Source organism: Acinetobacter sp. YH12052, from assembly GCF_013419835.1.
Lineage (GTDB): Bacteria > Pseudomonadota > Gammaproteobacteria > Pseudomonadales > Moraxellaceae > Acinetobacter > Acinetobacter amyesii.
Map to the genome: position 1 here is coordinate 180,976 of NZ_VOZI01000004.1, position 19,589 is coordinate 200,564.

The following is a 19,589-nucleotide window of genomic DNA, read 5'->3' on the forward strand; positions in this document are numbered from 1 at the left end:
ATAACTCACCTCATTAAGTTGTTTTTTGAATGAGAAGTGAGGAAAAGTCTCTAAGTCAAACCAGTTGTTGCAGATTTTTTATACTGTAATTAATTTGCTGTAATGCATGTTGTAAGAGTTTAGGTTGAATATTGGATTCATTTAGACAGGTGATCCATTGCATCTGACAGGCTTTTAAGTCTGCAATGTCCGTGGCCTGTTGAATATTAAGCATTAATTTTTTTGCCATCAGCCCACAATAACGCTGTAAGTAACTGCACATAAAACTCTGCAACTCATCAAAATCATGCTCGATGAAATCAACGGTTTTTTCTGGTAATACAGGATTGTTTGTTGTCGTAGTTTCAGGTGTGGATTGTGGGAATTGATGGGGTGTAGAGCCCATCGCATCCATTGGTAGGGAGGTCGTCAGTGCGTACTGTGAATGAATCTGAGGAACTTCCATCGTTGGCATTGAAATTTTATCAAGTGTGACATTTTCTTGCGCTATGCGATCGGATGTCTTTGTTGACGCTATTTTAGGTGTATTAAAAGCAGAAAAATCGGATTTTTGAAGGCGTTGATGATCATGTGCTGTAATTGGCTGAATCAGCCCAAGTTCCATCAGTTGCTCGAGCAAGGACACTTCAGCAATCCGCTGCTGATAATGCACTGGCATTTGGTTAAAGTCATCACTACCAATTAAGAGTAGCAGACGACGTTGTCTTGCATTTAATGCGAGCTGTCGGTCTTTTAAAGTTTGAAAACCCAGCTCAGTTTTTTGATAGTTGAACATGCCTTAATTCCATAGCTCAAAAGAATTAAGGCAATCCTATGCAGTGATAATGACAGTAATATTAAGAAAATATTAAACAATCAATGATTTATAGAGTAATGACAGCAGAGTTTTCTAAAGCTTTACGCAAATAAGGGTCTAAGTCATCTTGACGTAATAGCCATTGCACATAGTCCGCAGGTAATTCTGCAATTGCGGTACCACGGTGTTTACCAAAATTAATACTGCGTGGAATGCGAGCATCTTCCGAAGCTTCGTATAATTCTTCGATGCTGTTGATTTTTAAGTGATGCACAATATGCATCAAAATATTGGCAGTTAAAATAATATCCATATCTGCGCGGTGAGCTTTACGGATCATTTCACGGGCTTTTTCACTGCCTTTGGTGATCATATATATCAAGGCAGAAATATTATGCGCTTCTGCATCAGGCCATACTCGACGAGCTAGCGCAAGGGTACAAATGGCTTTAATTTTTGAACCATCTACACCGCATTTTTCGAGCGCTCGAATATCGTAGTCGATATTATGCCCAATGATATATGTCGTCTCTGATGGGAGTTCAAAACTGCTGTAGTGGGGCTGACCTTCAAGATCTGATTCTAAAATATGATGTACAGCCATTGCTGCAAAAGAAATAGCTTCATCACAACGATATAGTTGATCAAAAATTTTAGATTTATCTAAGGTGATTTTGGCATCTGCCACCTGAATTGGAGCATAGGCAATCTCGATGGGTTGTCCATTTAGTGTATGGGTTTCTGTGTCGAGAATGATGGCTTGCATGTCCAGTTCCAGCATGTTGAATAATGTTTATGAATGTACATGATCACATCCACACTGACAAACCCATGCTGTGATTATTTGTAGGAATATTATGAAGATGGCTGCGCAGTGTTTAAATAATCTGCTTTTATCGCATCTGCAGAAATAAAACCTTTATAGCGGTAAAGCTAATTATCTTCTAAATCGACTCATTTTAAAGGCTTTTGTCTATCACGATATTCAAAAATAGTACAAGGCACATGATCACGACCTCTAGCATGGCGGCTTTTCGGTTTGAGTTCTGTGTATATGTTTGTGTAGTAGGCAAGGGCTGATACAGCAGAATTGTTGGTTGTGCATTTTGCTTTAACCTCCGAAAAAAATAGCCCAATCTGTTTCCAATAATCAGAAATATAAGTTCAGCCATTTTTTGAGATCGGGGTGGCTGATGAATTTGGATGATGTTGATTAATATCAAGTTAAAACAAAGTGTTAATTCAAGATTATTTCAATAAATTAAAATAAGAGTAATTGCTTAAAAATTAGGCTTAAACAAAAGTTTGTTCCATGTATTTAATGATTCATATTCAATGAAAAATTGACTTTAAAACAACAAACAAAAGGATCATGGAATGAAAATGCTGCGTTTAATAGTTTTAGTCAGCAGTGCGCTATTTTTAGCAGCCTGCGGTAATGATAGTAATGACCAACAATTTAGTAATCCTGAAAAAACGCTGATCTCAATCAGATCAAAAATCCAGTGGTAACTACAACTGCCTATAGTCAAGACAATATGCCTGCTGTGAGTGCAGACAGCCGGTTGATGACCTATAAGATGCTGGGTGTGGATGGCAAAGTTGTTCAAGCCACAGCCTTAGTCTTTACCCCAAAAACAGTTGCTCCCGCAGGTGGTTGGAAAATTGTGGCTTGGGCGCATGGAACGACTGGTGTGGCTGATAAATGCGCTCCTAGCCGACAAGGTTTGCAAGGCACTGAATATTTATTGCAAATGTTATTGGCAAAGGGTTATGTCGTTGTGGCACCCGATTATGAAGGATTAGGTGAACCTAGTGGACGTGAAAACCATCCTTATCTGAATTTAAAAAGTGAAGCCTTTTCGATTACCGATGCCGTTGTCGCTGCTCGAAGTTACTTAACCAGTCAAGGTAAAACGGTGTCGAAGGATTGGCTTTCGATCGGACATTCTCAAGGTGGTCAAGCCGTGTTAGGCGCAGCTGAATTCGCATCGCGTGCTGACTTAAACTATAAGGGAACGATTGCCATAGCACCTGCAAATAATCTTGCGCTCATTCTTGACGCAGGTGAGAAGTTAGCTGTAGGTAAACCTGCAACAGTGCAAAGTATGATTTATGCACCATTAGACAGTTTTACTGCGCAGATCATTGCGGGTATGCAAGGGCATAAAAACAGTGTGGATTATTCAAAAGTATTTAGTGGACATCTGGCTGCGATTGCACCTCAGGCTGAAACAGTGTGTTCAGGCGAGTTAACCAAGTTAATTCAAGATGACATGCTCAGTTATGCGAGTCAGAACACGACTTTGGATAACTATGGCCGCACGCAGTCTGATTTCTTAACTTTAAAGCCAATCCAAAACTTTATGAGTGAAGGTTCACAGCCTTTAACGACAGCGGTGAAAACGCCGATCATCATTTATCAAGGTAAAGCCGATCAAACCATTCCAGCAGATGCGACTAAATTTATGATTAGCCTTGCTAAGCCGGGAACATCGATTGACTATCGTGAGCAAGCGACAGCAGATCATATTAGTATTTATACCGATAATCTGGCAAATTTTGTGCAAGATGTAGAGACTCTCATGCCAAATCAATAAGTTGATTTGACTTAAATAGTGCTCGTGCAGATTCAACACGGGCATTATTTATTTAAAAACAGCACAAACTTCCCTCTCTCATTTCTAAAACTTCATGCTACAATACGCGCCAATCTTAGCACGGCTTAAAAGCCCTAATTTAATAGGACCTCGCTAATGTTTGCCAACACCTCTATTGCTCAATTTGACCCTGAATTAGCTCAAGCGATCTCGAATGAAGATGCTCGCCAAGAAGCGCACATTGAGTTAATCGCTTCAGAAAACTACTGTTCACCTGCAGTAATGGAAGCTCAAGGTTCAAAACTTACTAACAAATATGCAGAAGGCTACCCTGGTAAACGCTACTACGGCGGTTGCGAGTATGTAGACGTGATCGAACAATTGGCCATTGACCGTGCTAAAGAATTGTTTGGTGCTGATTATGCAAACGTTCAACCACACGCTGGTTCACAAGCAAACTCTGCAGTTTACCTTGCGCTACTTAACCCAGGCGATACAGTTTTAGGTATGAGCCTGGCTCACGGTGGTCACTTGACTCACGGTGCTAAAGTTAGTTTCTCTGGTAAAACTTACAACGCAATTCAATACGGTTTGAACCCAGAAACTGGCGAAATCGACTATGAAGAAGTTGAACGTTTAGCTGAAGAACACAAGCCAAAAATGATCGTGGCTGGTTTCTCTGCGTATAGCCAAGTTGTTGATTGGCAGCGTTTCCGTGATATCGCGGACAAAGTTGGCGCTTACTTATTCGTAGATATGGCTCACGTAGCTGGTCTTGTTGCTGCTGGTGTTTACCCAAGCCCAGTACAAATTGCTGACGTAACTACAACGACTACACATAAAACACTTCGTGGTCCACGTTCTGGTTTGATCCTTGCGAAAGCAAACGAAGAAATCGAGAAAAAATTACAATCAGCTGTATTCCCAGGTAACCAAGGTGGTCCTTTAGTTCACGCTGTAGCGGCTAAAGCGATCTGCTTCAAAGAAGCAATGGCGCCTGAATATAAAGCTTACCAACAACAAGTTGTTAAGAATGCGCAAGCAATGGCTGAAGTTTTAATCGAACGTGGTTATGATGTTGTTTCTGGCGGTACTAAGAACCATTTGTTCTTATTATCTTTAATTAAACAAGACATTACTGGTAAAGATGCCGATGCTTGGTTAGGTGCTGCTCACATTACTGTGAACAAAAACTCAGTACCAAACGACCCACGTTCTCCATTCGTGACTTCGGGTATCCGTATCGGTACTCCTGCTGTAACAACACGTGGTTTTGGCGAAGCTGAAGTACGTGACCTTGCAGGCTGGATCGCTGACGTTCTAGACAGCAAAGGTGACGAAGCTGTGATTGCTACAGTGAAAGAAAAAGTTGCTGCTGTTTGCGCTAAATTCCCAGTTTACGCAAAATAAGTCTGACTTGAGAAAGCCCCCTCAAGGGGGCTTTTTTTTATGTCATCAGAAAAATTCAAAAGTTATCTAAACATTTATATTTCTGATATAACGGAATAAGAGATAACAAAAAATTTGCCCATCGCTATAGATCTGTTGGCAAGGTCGCAAAGGAACTTTATATGAATAAACCCAATATTATTCTTTCAGAACAAGATTTACATCGCTTAGAAACCATGTTGGAGCATCAGTCAAAGCTGACACCGACGATGGAGCATTTGGAAGATGAGATGGCGCGCGCTGAAGTGGTTGCTCCACAAGATGTCCCTGCCAATGTGGTGAGTATGAACGCCAAGGTTCTCATTAATATTGCACCTGCCACAGAAGCAACCGAAATTACACTGGTCTATCCACATGATTTTCGTGGCGATAAAGGTCAAGTCAATGTTTTGGCTCCAGTGGGCGCTGCCATTTTAGGTTTGGCTGAAGGGCAGGAAATAGAATGGCCGCAGCCTGATGGTCACACCATGAAAGTCAAAATCATTAAAGTGCTCTATCAACCTGAGCGTGAAGGGAATTATCTATAATTCCGCTGTGATAAACAGATATAATCCGTACACAAAGCCATCGATACCGATGGCTTTTTTATTTTTTCTTTATTGCATTTTTAGATATGAAATGGGCAAAAGTTGTTAAGCAGATTTCATCACAACCATAGCAGTTTAACTTGGGAAAACTGTCAAAGAATTGACAGAGTCATGGGCACGAAGTCGGCACACTGTATTTCAACAACACCATCGTTGCTTAATAATTTGAAGAATAAGGTAGAGCCCTATGACACAATTAGAATCGAATCATTACAATCCAGACTATCAATATCAGCATATTGAAGTAAAACCTGTAACCGGTCGTATTGGTGCCGAAATTTCTGGCATTCAGTTGTCTGGAAATTTAGACAAAAGCGTGGTCGATGAATTTAATCATGCACTATTAAAATATAAAGTTGTATTTGTGCGTGGACAGCAAGATCTCACAGATCTAGAACAAGAGGCCTTTGCACGACTTTTAGGTAATCCGTTGAATCACCCAAGTGTGCCACTCAAAGATGGTACAGCACATACGTTGTCAATTGACTCACGTGGTGGGCGCGCAGATTCGTGGCATACCGATATTACGTTTTTGCCCAATTATCCTAAAGCCACAATTTTAAGAAATGTAGTTGCACCTGAACATGGTGGCGATACGGTTTGGGCCAATACCGTGACCGCTTATGAAGATTTAAGTCCTGAGCTGCAAAAGTTGGCGGAACAATTACGCGCGGTGCATAGCAACAGTTATGACTATGCGACTCCCAAAGGTCAGTACAATGAAGAAGGTCGCCATTTATTCCGTACCGCGGTAGAAGTGGAAACCGAGCATCCATTGGTGCGTGTACATCCTGAAACAGGTGAAAAAAGTTTGGTTTTAGGTCACTTCTTTAAACGCTTCAGTGGATATAGTCCGGCACAGTCACGTCGTTTATTTAAACTGTTTCAAGAGCAAATCGTGCAATGGGAAAATATTGTGCGTTGGCACTGGGCGGTTGGTGATGTTGCCATTTGGGACAATCGTGCAACGCAGCATCGTGCCATCAATGACTATGGTGATGAGTTACGTATCGCCTCACGTGTCACCATTGAGGGTGATGTACCTGTCGATGTAAATGGTCAGCCGAGTACCGTGCTGAAAAATATTCAAAACACCGACATTTCAAACTTGCGTTCTGAAGCAGGCCGTATTTATGAGAAAGCATCTTAAGTATTAGAGCGTCATTTAAAACAGCATAAAAACAGATAAATAATGCGAAAAACAATGGTTTTACATTTTTCAGCACTTGCCTAAGATCAATAAGATCTTAGGCATTTTTTTATAGACGTGAGCGATCAAAAGAACACCACCCAACAGCATTTGTTGCAAATTTTGCGTAATGAAGACATCTTTCAGGGCTTTAGCGATCAGACTTTAGAACAGCTTGTGCAACAGGTGAAATATTCACGGTTTCATTCGCAGCAGCACATCTTAAAACAACAACAAATCGTGCAAGATATTTATATTTTGCTTTCAGGTACGCTACAAATTGGTTGGTTGCAAAATAATGGTGAATTGATTGTAAATGACTATATCCGTCGCCAGTCGGTATTTAATTTTGTCGCACTCTTACAACAAAAGCCTTTGAACTATGATTATTTTGCTGCGACACACGTCGAGGTTGCGATCATTTCTGGAACAACGTTTTTAGCAGTTTTACAGCGTGATCCGAAGGCGCTTTGGAATGTCGTGCAATCTCTCAGTCGACGCATGTATTTGATGTTTGAGCATAATCGTTATTTGCGAACAGCAACGCTAGAGCAGCGTATCGCAAGACATTTGATTCGACTCTATGAACAATATGGCTGTCGGCAGGAAATTCCTTTGAGACTCAGTCAGCAGGAATTTGCAGAGTCTTTTAATATTTCACGCCAAACCTTGAATAAACATCTACAGCAATTTGTTCAAACACAGGTGATCGCGTGGAATTATGGACAAATCGTGATCTTGGATCTTGGGCGTTTAAGGCGAATGAGTGAACTTGATGAATAACTAGATTTAAAATTTGACGAGAAGCCATAATCGCAAATGGCTTCATTAACCTTATCTAGATTAGTGCTTACTGATTTTATCCAAATAACCCATCATAAAAGCAGAAAAAACAAAGGTTAAATGCATGATGATGTACCACATGATTTTGTCATTGGGGATGTTTTTCGCATCCATAAAAATACGCAATAAATGAATCGAAGAAATTGCCACGATTGATGCTGCAACTTTGAGTTTTAATGAATTGGCATCCATGGTGCCGAGCCAGTTCAAGCGATTGGTCGATTCATTAATTTTTAATTGCGAAACAAAGTTTTCATAGCCTGAAAACATCACCATTACAATCAGTCCGCCCACCATAGTCATATCGACCAAAGAGAGAATGACTAAAATCAGGTCAGCTTCTGAATATTCTAAAATATGCGGAAGGACATGAATGACTTCTTGGAAAAATTTAATCGCGAGCAGTAGCAGTGCAAAGGATAAACCAAAGTACACGGGAGCCAGAATCCAACGTGCTGCATACATTGTGTTATGGAAAAAACGTTCCATTTAAGCCTCTAAATTTATTGATCTAATATTTGGTTCTAAAGTATATGGATTAAATTTTACGATAATTTTGATAATAATTCATGTAGAGTCAGTTGTTTAATTTAAATCTAGATTGAATCTTTGGGTATCTTAAGCTTGAATTCATCTGTGTAGGTCATCATATCCATTCAAATGATGCTGTATGGCTGCTTTGGCGGATCTATAGGCAACGGTTGAATTTGATGGCGAAATTTGACTGATGAAATAGATGTATTTTTTGCAAAATACTACAAGACTTTTATGGCAAAACTTGTAGTATAAAAATGATTTTATTGAGTTTAATTGGCTATGTCACAAATTGATGTATTGGTGCCGTTAAAGGATATTACGGTAGATCGGGCGGAAGTGCTTTCGATTAAGCGGAATGACCTTGTGCCATTACTGACCGATCAATATCGTCTAAATCATTATGCAGATCAATTAATTCAAGCACAGTCGGTGCTGCTAGATGGTGTTGACCCTCAGTTGACGAAACAACTTAGTCAAACCATTGAGCAGTTGATTCAAGCTCTAGCCAATTCAAAAAAATATTTAAAAACACGCAAATTTAATGCCCTGCAAAAATGGTTAGGCATCGATTTGGAATATGGTTCAGGACAAGTTGAATATTACAAAAATCTAGATCAATTACTTGATCGGGCAAATCATCTGAGCCAAAAACTACAGTTAGAAATTCAAAAGTCCCAAGCACGTTTTAATCAACTACAAGGCTTACGTGAGCAAATGGCGCGATATATCGTCGCGGCTGAAGAGTTTTTGTTGGAATACCCACAGTTTGTGAAAAATCAGCATCCGCTTGACAACTTTGCAGAACGTTTATCGAAAAAGGTGAATACGTTGCAAACCTTACAAGCCAGTAATGATATTGCGATTACGCAAATGCAGCTTTCTCAGCAGCTTTCTTTTGAATTATTAGATCGATATAAGGAAGCTCAGCAGGTGTTGATTCCAGCATGGCAATATCATGTGAAACAAAGTCGTCAAAGTAACTCGACAAGTTCATTGGAAAAGCTTGATAATAGCCGTGAAAATTTGATTAAAACTTTAAAAAAATCATTAGAGAATTCCTCTAAGTCTTAGAAATATAAGGTGAGTTATGACCGATTTAGATGCCAAAAAATTACCCGTTGAAGTAAGCAAAGAATTGACTGAAGAAAAATTTCAGCAACTCAATTTGCAGGAAATTGGCTTACAAACTTCCGATTTTCACGAAGTCGAAGCTGCACGTAAGGAATTGGCAGATTTAAGTCATAATAGTGTTGCTGAATATGGTAAAAACATTGCCACCAAGACGTCGACCTATACCGATGAATTATTAAATTTGGTGCAAAATAAAGATCTAGATGCGACAGGTCAAAAGCTCAATCAGGTGGTACAAGTCGCACAGCAACTAAACACCACGAGCATTTTAAATAAATCTAAAAGCTCAGGATTTTTTGGTGGTTTACTGAGTAAATTTAAAGGTGCCAAGCAAAGTTTTGATCAGCACTTTAATACCACCAAAGAGCAAATTGATGCTTTGGTTAAAGAAATTGAAACTTCGCAAAATGGCTTAAAAGCGCGTGTAAATACCTTAGATAAAATGTTTGAAGGCGTACAAGACGAATATAAACAATTAGGGGTGTATATCGCCGCAGGTAAGTTGAAAGAGCAGGAAATCCAACAGGAAATTGCAAGATTAACCACACAAGTTCAAGATCAAACAACTACGCAAAAAGTCTATGACCTCAACCATTTGGCCAATAATCTTGAAAAACGTGTGAGTGATCTACAGATCTTGCAACAATCTGCTATGCAGACCTTGCCGATGATTCGCATAATTCAATCCAACAATTTGATGTTGGTCGATAAGTTTTATGCAATTAAAAACATCACATTACCTGCGTGGAAAAACCAAATTAGTTTGGCGATTTCATTGCAAGAACAAAAGAACAGCGTGCAATTGGCAAATAGCATTGATGATGCGACCAATGACCTGTTAAAACGCAATGCCGATTTGTTGCATCAAAACTCTGTCGATACAGCAAAAGCCAATCAGCGTTCAGTGATTGATATTGACACACTTGAACATGTGCAAAATACCCTCATTAAAACCGTTAATGATGTGATTCAAATTCAGAAAGAAGGTGTACAAAAGCGTGAAGAAGCGACGACACGTATTCGTGCCTTACAAAACAATTTGAATCATTTAGTAATTGAATCGAGTGGTTCAAACCCTTCTTCATAAACGGTGAGGGAGGTGAAAATATAATCTGAAGGAGTATGTCTTTGCCTCCCATTGATGAATATGCGCTAAATCCGCAGCAACTGGAAACAGGGCTTCAAACCATTAAGAAGCGTCAACGCAATTTGACGTTATTGACCTTAACCAGTGTTTCTGTGCTGATCGTTTCAGCTGTGATGTTGTTTATTCAGCATGATATGGTTTATAGCTTTTTTGGCCTAAGTTCTAGCGTACAGCAACTGCATATTCCCGTCAGTGCAGGTGATTTGACATATCAACTTGGTGAGTCCTCCGACTATTTTTTAAACTTTTTATCCTTTATTGGTTGGTTATTTCTCAAACTCATCGTTTCATTTATTGGCGCATTTTTCTTGGTTGGATTTCTAAGGAAATTTCAATTTTTTAGAATTCGCTTCCAATCATTTGTATTGAAATTTGTCGGCTGGATTTTATCGTTTATCGTGCTTTGGTCAGGCTTAACTTATGTGCAATATGACCTTAATCATGATGACCGTGCAGCAGATCAAAAATTGGTACATTATGAAAAAAATATTCAAGAAAGCCAGCTGGCTTTCGAGATGGAAGATGCACAATTGGCAAAACCCGTGCAAGCCTATTTACTTGCACAAGCTGCTTTGATGCATAAGCCTGTAGATCGTGCGACAGCAATTCCTTTGGTGCAATCCTTAATCAATGCCGAGCAACAAAATCCAGCAAAATTCCGTGAATACGGTTTTCAGCCTGAACAGCTCTGGGCAATGCAAAATCAGCTATTTGATAAAACCATGACACCGATGGCGCAAAGCGTGGAAAAACAAGTTCAGCAAGCCAATGTAGTAGAAGTTATTGTACGTTGGGTGTTGATCGTCGTGATAGTACTCACGCTGATTTTGAGCTTAATTTTGTATCTGCTTTCTCAGCAGTTCAAATCACGGATTATTCGAATTGAGCAGGGACTTCATTAACAGGCCTATTCACTTTTTAGATCATGGCATTGCTCAGAATAAAAATCCCCATCACATAGTATGGGGATTTTTGATATTGGGTAGATTAACTTGCGCGATGAAAAAGTTGTCGAAGTTCCTGTGTAGAAAAAGTCTGATCATTTACTTCGCCATCCACAAGGTAAAAAGGAATGGGGTGTTGTCCCTTTGATTTTACATACTGTGTAATTTCATGCTGACGGTCTGCAATATCTTTATGTTGAATTGAGCGCAGTACTTTTGAGCCATCTAAACCAATGCCTTCAATAATGCTTTTTAAAACGTGAATATCAGCAATATTTTGACCGTGTGCAAATAATGCATGGAATAAGGCTTGAGTCAGGGCATATTGATCCAAAATATTGTCCAAGGCCAAAATAGCTTGATGAGCTAGTTGACTGTTTGGCATACGTTTCATGTGCTCAATATTGACAATCACATCTTCGCTATAAGCGGCGAACTTCGTCATTTCGAGTTTTCGATTTGCTGCACTTGCGCCATACTTATTGGTTAAATACTGCAGCACATCTAAGCCTTGTTCAGGAATTTCAGGAACGCGTTGAATCGGCAATAGCTCTACACGGGTTGCTGTATGTTCATTCCAGTTTTGTTTTAACTTTTGAAATGCGACATAACTCATGGGATAAACAATATCAAAGACAAATTCAATTTTCATTATTCTGCTCACTGTTGATTTTATACTTGTAGATCGATGGCTGATTGATGCAAGGGATTGATTGCGGCTTTATTGATGGAACTCAAAAGCAGTCAAATCATCTGATATTTCATTTGATTTAAAGCAGACTTACTGAAATGAAACTTAAAGCTTTATAAAGGTTTTGTAATTGATCAGGTTGTGCATAGTGTTGGTGTAATTTCAATAAAAAAGAAAAAATGAGGAATTTGTCACGATATATGTGTGCGAAATAAATCATTTTAATGTTAATATACGTCCATATATTTATGATTTAGAAAGAAATTTAACTATTTGATTTGTAAAACCGATTAATTTTATAAAAACAAACCGTTTCACCTATTTAATGGTTTGTTCTATCATTCTCTTATCAAATAAATTTACTCCTCTGGAGACGTTAGCAATGTTAGATCAAAATACTTCTGCTCAATTAAAAACCTTACTTGAACGCCTTGAAGGCCCGATTGAAATCGTCGCGACTTTAAACGGCACGGACAAATCAGACAAAATTAAAGAATTGGTAACTGAAGTTGCTGCCTTATCTGATTTAGTGACTGCACGTTTTGACGGTAACAACAGCCGTGCGCCAAGCTTTGGTATTGCAAAAGCAGGTGAAACACCACGTGTATTCTTCGCAGGTCTACCGATGGGCCACGAATTCACATCTTTGATTCTAGCTTTGCTACAAACTTCAGGTTATGCACCGAAAGTTTCTGACGAAGTACTGAACACTATCAAAGGTCTAGGTCTTAAAACTAACTTTGATGTGTTTGTATCTTTAAGCTGCCATAACTGTCCTGACGTGGTTCAAGCACTTAACTTGATCGCAATTTACAACCCGGGTACAACTGCAACCATGATTGATGGTGCATTCTTCCAAGACGAAGTTGAAGAACGCAAAATCATGGCTGTACCGATGGTATTCCAAGACGGCAATCACATCGGTCAAGGTCGTATGACCTTGGAAGAAATCATTGCGAAATTGGATACGAACTCTGCCGCAAAAGATGCTGAAAAGCTAAATGCCAAAGAAGCATTTGATGTCCTTGTGATTGGTGGTGGCCCTGCGGGTAATACCTCTGCAATCTATGCTGCACGTAAAGGCATTAAAACCGGTATCGTGGCTGAACGCATGGGCGGTCAGGTCATGGATACCATGGACATTGAAAACTTCACGTCGATTCAAAAGACTCAAGGTCCTAAGTTTGCTGCTGAAATGGAAGCACATGTACGTGAGTACGGTGTGGACATCATGAACTTGCAACGTGTGTCTGACATTAAAGGTGCAGATCAAACAGCCAATGGTCTAGTTGAAGTAACTTTAGAGAATGGTGCAAAACTTGAATCTAAAACAGTGATTCTTTCAACAGGTGCACGTTGGAGAGAAATGAACGTTCCGGGTGAACAAGAATACCGTACACGTGGTGTTGCATACTGCCCACACTGTGACGGTCCATTGTTTAAAGGTAAACGTGTTGCGGTGATCGGTGGTGGTAACTCAGGTGTCGAAGCGGCGATTGACCTTGCTGGTATTGTGGAACATGTAACACTTGTTGAATTTGATACCAAACTTCGCGCTGACCAAGTGCTTCAAGACAAGTTAAACAGCTTACCGAATACGACTGTGATCATGAATGCATTGTCTACAGAAGTAGTCGGTGATGGTTCACAAGTGACTGCATTGAACTACAAAGACCGTGCAACTGATGAAATCAAAACGATTGAATTGGCTGGTATCTTTGTACAAATCGGTTTGTTACCAAACACTGATTTCTTAAAAGAAACAGCAGTTGAACTTTCAAACCGTGGTGAGATCGTAATTAACGAGCGCAATGAAACCAATGTAAAAGGTGTATTTGCTGCAGGTGACTGTACAACAGTACCGTACAAACAAATCATTATTGCGACAGGTGAAGGCGCGAAAGCATCATTATCTGCTTTTGATTACATCATCCGTTCGGGTCAATAAAAGAAAGGCCAGTGGGTTTCGAGAAACACACTGGCCGCGCTGAATGTTGTCATTTGAATATTATTTTTCTTAATATTCTCGTTTTACAGGAACTTTGGATGCTAACACCGGAGTTCCTTTTTTTTGTCTGCAAAATTAGGATTCAAAAATGTCCCCACACATTTTGAACCCTATTCGTTGCCCAGCTATTTTTGTTTTACAACCTTATTTTTATACTTTCCCCAAGGTTGTTTCTCTATATAAAGTGGATTAAGCAAGTCTTACGCCAATCTCACCATGCATTTAAGATTTAAATAAATTCAAACCTTTAAACTTCTCCAATAAATCAGTTTGGCTTTCTATATGCTCCGGATGTGGAATAATGCACTCAATCGGACAAACTGAAACACAAGTTTGGTGCTCATAGAAACCGACACATTCAGTACAACGTGCGACATCGATTTCATAAATCTTTGAGCCTTCATAAATGGCATCATTGGGACATTCAGGTAGACACATGTCACAATTGATGCATTTATCTGTAATCAACAAAGCCATAAAGCGAACTCAAGCCTGATAAGCTAAAGACGAAGCCGAAATATCTACGGTCGAATTGGGTAAATTACGAATCAGTAAGGCGTATCGCATATCGACATCGGCAGGCACAGGAATATCCACGATATGACCTGAACCTTTGGCATCTTCAATCAGATTACCTTTTTTATCTTTCATTTCAGTTAAAACGAAGGTGATATTGCCTGAAGTGGTCATCAGTTCTAAAGAATCACCCACAACAAAACGGTTTTTCACTTCAATTTTAAGAGAGTCCCCATAGCGTTCTAAAACTTCACCTACAAACTGTTGATGATCAAAACGTGATGATCCGGTTTCATAGTTTTGATATTCACTATGAACATGGCGGCGTAGAAAACCTTCGGTATAACCACGATTCGCAAGGCCTTCAAGCTGAGACATGAGGGCAGGGTCAAACGGTTTGCCAGAAAGAGCATCATCGATGGCTTTACGATAAATTTGAGCGGTACGCGCACAGTAAAAGTAAGACTTGGTACGGCCTTCAATTTTTAAAGAATGAATGCCCATTTTGGTTAAACGGTCAACATGCTGTACAGCACGCAAATCTTTCGAGTTCATGAAATAAGTGCCATGTTCATCTTCTTCGGCAGCAAACATGTCTTCTTCATTGCGTTGTAATAAAACCGGCTCGCCGAATTGGTGTTGTTCTAGGGCGTGTTGCTCATCGGCATTTTTATTATTGCAGCATGATGATTCTTCAATTTGTGTGACTGGAATAACATCACCAGTTTCATCTTCAACTGCATCGTGAATTTTATAATCCCAACGGCATGCATTGGTACATGCACCTTGGTTTGCATCACGTTTATTCATATAGCCAGAAAGTAAGCAACGACCGGAGTAAGCCATACATAATGCACCGTGTACGAAAACTTCAATTTCCATATCAGGTACATTGTGTTTAATTTCTTCAATTTCTTCGATTGATAATTCACGTGACAGAATGACACGTGTCAGTCCCATATTTTTCCAAAATTTAACCGTTGCCCAGTTCACCGCATTGGCTTGTACAGACAAATGAATGGACACTTCTGGAAAATGTTCACGCACCATCATGATCAGACCAGGGTCAGACATGATTAGCGCATCAGGATTCATGGCAACCACAGGTTCAAGGTCACGGATGAAATTTTTCAGTTTTGAGTTATGCGGTTGGATGTTTACCACCACATAAAACTTTTTACCTAAAGCATGGGCTTCTTCAATGCCAATTTTTAAATTGTCATGGTCGAAAGCATTATTGCGCACACGTAAGCTATATCGCGGCTGACCTGCATACACGGCATCTGCGCCATAAGCAAAAGCGTAGCGCATGTTTTTCAATGAGCCAGCAGGTGAGAGGAGTTCGGTTACGTGTTGAATCGTCATGTCAATAAAGGCATAAAAAATTTATGGCTTTATTGTAGTGATCTAAAAAAAGGATTCAACCAAGTATTTTAGTTGGGTTTTCAAGATATTCCGTTTTCCAAATGTTTTAAAATTTGGCAATCATTAATTTGACTGGTTTCATTACAACTGGCACGGAGCTTACTTAACTGTATTTTAAAATTTTCTAATTCTTTAATTTTTTCAGAAACTTGACGAATGTGATTATCAATTAATTCATTCACAGCATGACAGCTTTGCGTAGGGGATTGCTCAAGTTCAAGCAGGGTTTGAATCTCGGTGAGAGAAATATCGAGGTTTCGACAGCGCTTAATAAAAACCAAACGTTTGTACATTTCTTCATCATAATAGCGATAATTGTTGTCTGCGCGGAAGCTAGGTTTCAGCAGTTTTTTCTTTTCATAAAAGCGAATACTGTCAACGCTTACCCCAGATTTGGTGGACAATTCTTTAATCAAATAATGTTTTTGTACGTTCATGCTTGACCTTGGAGTGAGTCCATAGTTTTGAATAAGAATAATACAAATCCATTGATTTTTAAATTGGAGCATATTTATGGCATGTACATGTAGTCATGAGCCAGCACCAAGCAAACCAAACAGTAAATTTCGTATCGCGCTTTGGATCGCCTTAATCATTAACGCCATGATGTTTTTGGTGGAACTGATTGGCGGGGCTTATGCACATTCTTCTGCGCTTTGGGCGGACTCGTTAGATTTCTTTGGTGATGCTGTTAATTATGGAGTTTCATTAGCCGTGCTAGGCGCCAGTTTATATTGGCGTGCAACAGTTGCCTTGGTTAAAGGTTTTGTCATGGCAGCGTTTGGGATCGTGGTCATTGCCAAAGTGCTCTATGGCTATGCAAATGGGATCGCACCTGAACCGATCACCATGGGTATAATTGGTATTTTGGCTCTAGTCGCTAATGTCATTTGTGCATATGTTTTATATGCTTTCCGTGAAGGTGACTCCAATATGCAATCGGTTTGGCTATGTAGCCGTAATGATGCGATTGGTAATGTCGCGGTGATCTTGGCGGCCGTCGGGGTATTTGGTACAGGAAGTCTATGGCCAGATTTGATTGTGGCCGCAATCATGGCGATCTTAGGTTTAACGGGTGGTTATCAGGTGATTCGAAAAGCATTACAAGAGCGTAAGCAAAAAAATATTCTGAGTACCCCTTGCTCTTAAATACTTACTCTTAAATCCACCGTTAATGGCATTCATTTTATCCATGTTTTTAACGCAGATGAATAGTCGTTAAATCGCTAGTTGAAATTAAAATAGCAGTCAGTTTTATACGAAATTTTCCTGACTGCTATATCGATAAATCTTCTGAAATCAGACTGTATTTAATGGGATGCTGAAGTTTTATCTACAGACTCCAATTAAGTTATGCTTTACAATAGCGCGCGAAAATTATGTTTAAAAATTAGGTTTTCTACCTTAAAAGCTTTATGTTTAGGCCCCATTGGTGCATCAGGTAAACTAAATGTCGAAAAAGCAAGACATCATTAACGTTGCGCTCCAACTCTTCAATTCTTATAGCTATAACTCGATTGGTATAGATCGAATTATTGGGGAATCGGGCGTTGCTAAAATGACGTTTTATAAATATTTCCCCTCTAAAGCCAAATTAATTGAAGAATGTCTCGTGATTCGAAATCTTAATTTACAGGAATCACTTGAAGCTGCTATTGCAGAATGTGATCCAGAAGACCATCTTTCGCATATTAAAACCATTTTTGCTTGGTACGATGCTTGGTTTCATACTGCAGATTTCAATGGTTGTATGTTTCAAAAAGCAGTAGAAGAAATATCTAAAGTTTATCCGTCTTCATTGCAACCTGCGATTGACTATAAAGAGTGGCTTAAATCAAAATTAAGTACTGCCTTACAAAATCTGGGCATTCAGCAAACTGAACAACTAGCTGCATTTCTGAGTAGTATTTTGGATGGCATGACTATCCAAGCCCAAATTGATCCCAACCAAGTGCATTTAGCAGATTATTGGAAGCGAGTTGAAACCTTAATTCGTTTGGAATTGACCGCTTAAAATTTGCTTGTAGGCATCTGGGTTTTAAATCTAGCGACGACTTATTTGTATTGATTAACCATCAATTTTTTTCACATAACTTAAGATTCTAAAAAAATAAAAAGCGCGATTATTTGGGGTAATCGCGCTTTGCTGACAACTATGCGTTCAAATCATTTACTTTGTTAGCTTAAGTCAATGATTTGATTTTCGAACGTTTTATACGTTTTCTCTCATTTATATTTTTACCCTCTGAATGCTAAATTCATTCGGTTTTTGCAGCAAAATAGACAGACTTGTCTGTTTTTTTGAATTATAGGGGATCTTAGGTGAATTACAAGACAGGAAAGAAAGGGTTGTATGTTTTTTAATCTAGCTTAAGTTTAAATTAATTTACTATTTTTAAAGATAATATTAAAAATTTGATCATTAAGCTCGATGTTAATTAGACGATAATATTATTTTTACACTTGTGTGAATGACGTTGCTTGTTGGATGCAAGTGCATGGTCTAAGACCATTTTGTGAATATTTTATAAGCAAGAAGTATTTTAGTGCATGGGTTCTCAGCTTTTTAGTTTTAAGTGAATTTTTGAATCGTGGATTTTACATAACGAAACATCTTCTATGGTTTTAAGCATTAAGTTTATTGATGAATTTGACTAAACTAGCAGCAAAATTATTTCCATGATTACAATTTAGAATTTTTATTATGTTAGGCAAAATATTTGCTGTATTAGAACAATTGGGTCTATCCGCCCAAAAACGTGCCATTCATGTGCAATTTTCCAACCCTGCGTTGAATGAAGAGCTTTTTATTCAACGTATTGATGGGGAGCATGTCTTAAACCAAGGCGTGCAAGCGACTTTGATTTGCCTATCTACTAATGCCCTTATTCCGCTAAAACAATTTATTGGCGCACAAGTCGCCGTTGATCAAGTAACCGATCAGGGCGAACTCTTCCGCACCACGGGTATTATTACCGAAGCCACCCAAGGGCAGAGTGACGGTTCACTCACGCTGTATAAACTCACTTTAGAAGATGCAACATCGCTGTGGCATAAACGCAGGAACAGCCGTGTGTTTATGAACAAATCTGTTCGCGATGTCAGTGAAACTCTCTTTAAAGAATGGCAAAGCAAAAGTCCGCTCTTTGCTGCCAGTCTAACGCTCGACCTAAGTGGTTTAAGCCAAAACTATGACGTTCGACCTTTCATCATGCAGTCGAATGAAAGCGATTATGACTTTTTAACGCGTCTTTGGCGCAGTGAGGGCATCAACTGGCTCATCGATGAAGCACAGCTGAAAGTGCCGCATTCCTCAGCCCAAATTGAAAAACAAAAACTCCGCCTGATTGATGACAATAGCCAATATCAAGCGCTCAGCCGTCGTAGTATCCGCTTTCATCGTTCTAGCGCCACAGAAAAACAAGACAGCATCACCAGTTTGATCGGTGAACGTAGCATTCAACCGACTGCGGTCCATGTGCAGCGCTGGCAAGCCGATGGTCTCAGCCAAGAAGAAGGCGCAGGTTCAGTTCAAAGTAAACATCAGCATAGCCAAAGCCAAGACAATGCCAGCTTAAGTCTAGAGCAAGCATGGCATGTCAGCCCTGCATGGATGCAAGACTTAAAAGGCGAAGACCAAGCTACCGCTTCATCCAATAGCCAAATTGAAAAACTGAATCAAAACCTAACGCGCTATCACGAGCTACAATCGAAAAAATTCAATGC

General features: G+C 39.4%; 20 protein-coding genes. 13 read left to right on the forward strand and 7 right to left on the reverse strand.

Annotated features, from left to right (window positions below; translation table 11 throughout):
• Nucleotides 1–55 precede the first annotated feature (55 nt).
• Both FTU06_RS04480 and FTU06_RS04485 read right to left on the reverse strand, forming a co-directional pair.
• The gene (locus FTU06_RS04480; protein WP_180145173.1) at nt 56–775 is read right to left on the reverse strand and encodes a hypothetical protein; all 720 of its coding nucleotides are present in this window, start codon (nt 773–775) and stop codon (nt 56–58) included.
• Nucleotides 776–863: 88 nt separating this feature from the next.
• Nucleotides 864–1,562 carry a 3'-5' exonuclease gene (locus tag FTU06_RS04485; protein WP_168379387.1) on the reverse strand — a complete coding sequence of 233 codons (699 nt, stop codon included), beginning with the start codon at nt 1,560–1,562 and terminating at the stop codon, nt 864–866.
• Between the two features lie 611 nt (nt 1,563–2,173).
• Between FTU06_RS04485 and FTU06_RS16975 the strand changes: the two genes are divergently transcribed.
• The 6 genes from FTU06_RS16975 to FTU06_RS04510 all read left to right on the forward strand — a co-directional run bounded on the left by FTU06_RS16975 (nt 2,174) and on the right by FTU06_RS04510 (nt 7,404).
• Entirely contained in the window at nt 2,174–2,308 is a 135-nt protein-coding gene (locus FTU06_RS16975) for a hypothetical protein (protein ID WP_306670133.1), read from the forward strand.
• On the forward strand, nt 2,302–3,396 hold the full coding sequence (locus FTU06_RS04490; RefSeq protein ID WP_373684688.1) for an alpha/beta fold hydrolase: 1,095 nt from the start codon (nt 2,302–2,304) through the stop codon (nt 3,394–3,396). The genes FTU06_RS16975 and FTU06_RS04490 overlap by 7 nt, the downstream gene beginning before the upstream one ends.
• Nucleotides 3,397–3,552: 156 nt before the next feature.
• Nucleotides 3,553–4,806, forward strand: a complete 1,254-nt coding sequence (gene glyA, locus FTU06_RS04495; RefSeq protein ID WP_180035998.1) for a serine hydroxymethyltransferase — start codon at nt 3,553–3,555, stop codon at nt 4,804–4,806.
• Nucleotides 4,807–4,967: 161 nt separating this feature from the next.
• Nucleotides 4,968–5,372 (forward strand): nucleoside diphosphate kinase regulator, encoded by a 405-nt coding sequence (gene rnk / locus FTU06_RS04500; protein WP_180074340.1) that lies wholly within the window; start codon nt 4,968–4,970, stop codon nt 5,370–5,372.
• Between the two features lie 247 nt (nt 5,373–5,619).
• A complete protein-coding gene (locus tag FTU06_RS04505; RefSeq protein ID WP_180145176.1) occupies nt 5,620–6,582 on the forward strand; it encodes a TauD/TfdA family dioxygenase in 963 nt (320 codons plus the stop codon).
• A gap of 117 nt (nt 6,583–6,699) precedes the next feature.
• Nucleotides 6,700–7,404, forward strand: coding sequence for a Crp/Fnr family transcriptional regulator (locus tag FTU06_RS04510; protein ID WP_180145179.1), 705 nt, complete (start codon nt 6,700–6,702; stop codon nt 7,402–7,404).
• A 60-nt stretch (nt 7,405–7,464) separates the two neighbouring features.
• On the opposite strand, the gene FTU06_RS04515 is transcribed toward FTU06_RS04510, so the two are convergent.
• Nucleotides 7,465–7,953, reverse strand: coding sequence for a TIGR00645 family protein (locus FTU06_RS04515; RefSeq protein ID WP_078189122.1), 489 nt, complete (start codon nt 7,951–7,953; stop codon nt 7,465–7,467).
• 327 nt (nt 7,954–8,280) lie between these two features.
• On the opposite strand from FTU06_RS04515, the gene FTU06_RS04520 reads away from it, so the two are divergent.
• The 3 genes from FTU06_RS04520 to FTU06_RS04530 are packed head-to-tail and all read left to right on the forward strand — an operon-like array spanning nt 8,281 to nt 11,181.
• The gene (locus FTU06_RS04520) at nt 8,281–9,072 is read left to right on the forward strand and encodes a tellurium resistance protein (RefSeq protein ID WP_180041543.1); all 792 of its coding nucleotides are present in this window, start codon (nt 8,281–8,283) and stop codon (nt 9,070–9,072) included.
• A 16-nt stretch (nt 9,073–9,088) separates the two neighbouring features.
• On the forward strand, nt 9,089–10,219 hold the full coding sequence (locus FTU06_RS04525; protein WP_180145182.1) for a toxic anion resistance protein: 1,131 nt from the start codon (nt 9,089–9,091) through the stop codon (nt 10,217–10,219).
• A gap of 41 nt (nt 10,220–10,260) precedes the next feature.
• Nucleotides 10,261–11,181: a hypothetical protein gene (locus tag FTU06_RS04530; protein WP_180145214.1), complete on the forward strand. Its 921-nt coding sequence runs from the start codon at nt 10,261–10,263 to the stop codon at nt 11,179–11,181.
• A gap of 85 nt (nt 11,182–11,266) precedes the next feature.
• Here the strand turns inward: FTU06_RS04530 and FTU06_RS04535 are convergent, their stop codons facing one another.
• Nucleotides 11,267–11,875 carry a DsbA family protein gene (locus tag FTU06_RS04535; RefSeq protein WP_180035993.1) on the reverse strand — a complete coding sequence of 203 codons (609 nt, stop codon included), beginning with the start codon at nt 11,873–11,875 and terminating at the stop codon, nt 11,267–11,269.
• A gap of 421 nt (nt 11,876–12,296) precedes the next feature.
• On the opposite strand from FTU06_RS04535, the gene ahpF reads away from it, so the two are divergent.
• Nucleotides 12,297–13,862, forward strand: a complete 1,566-nt coding sequence (gene ahpF / locus FTU06_RS04540) for an alkyl hydroperoxide reductase subunit F (protein ID WP_180145185.1) — start codon at nt 12,297–12,299, stop codon at nt 13,860–13,862.
• A gap of 282 nt (nt 13,863–14,144) precedes the next feature.
• Here the strand turns inward: ahpF and FTU06_RS04545 are convergent, their stop codons facing one another.
• From FTU06_RS04545 to FTU06_RS04555, 3 genes are all read right to left on the reverse strand, one after another.
• Complete coding sequence (locus tag FTU06_RS04545; RefSeq protein ID WP_078194533.1) at nt 14,145–14,399, reverse strand: YfhL family 4Fe-4S dicluster ferredoxin; 255 nt, start codon at nt 14,397–14,399, stop codon at nt 14,145–14,147.
• A 9-nt stretch (nt 14,400–14,408) separates the two neighbouring features.
• A complete protein-coding gene (yegQ, locus tag FTU06_RS04550; RefSeq protein WP_180145188.1) occupies nt 14,409–15,803 on the reverse strand; it encodes a tRNA 5-hydroxyuridine modification protein YegQ in 1,395 nt (464 codons plus the stop codon).
• Nucleotides 15,804–15,883: 80 nt separating this feature from the next.
• Nucleotides 15,884–16,300, reverse strand: coding sequence for a Cd(II)/Pb(II)-responsive transcriptional regulator (locus FTU06_RS04555; protein WP_180089094.1), 417 nt, complete (start codon nt 16,298–16,300; stop codon nt 15,884–15,886).
• Nucleotides 16,301–16,376: 76 nt separating this feature from the next.
• Here FTU06_RS04555 and FTU06_RS04560 point away from each other — a divergent pair, with 76 nt between their 5' ends.
• The 3 genes from FTU06_RS04560 to FTU06_RS04570 all read left to right on the forward strand — a co-directional run.
• On the forward strand, nt 16,377–17,012 hold the full coding sequence (locus FTU06_RS04560; protein WP_180145191.1) for a cation transporter: 636 nt from the start codon (nt 16,377–16,379) through the stop codon (nt 17,010–17,012).
• Between the two features lie 301 nt (nt 17,013–17,313).
• A complete protein-coding gene (locus FTU06_RS04565; RefSeq protein WP_180145195.1) occupies nt 17,314–17,877 on the forward strand; it encodes a TetR/AcrR family transcriptional regulator in 564 nt (187 codons plus the stop codon).
• 690 nt (nt 17,878–18,567) lie between these two features.
• Nucleotides 18,568–19,589 (forward strand): phage late control D family protein (locus FTU06_RS04570; RefSeq protein ID WP_180145198.1); only part of this gene is annotated, 1,022 nt, incomplete at its 3' end.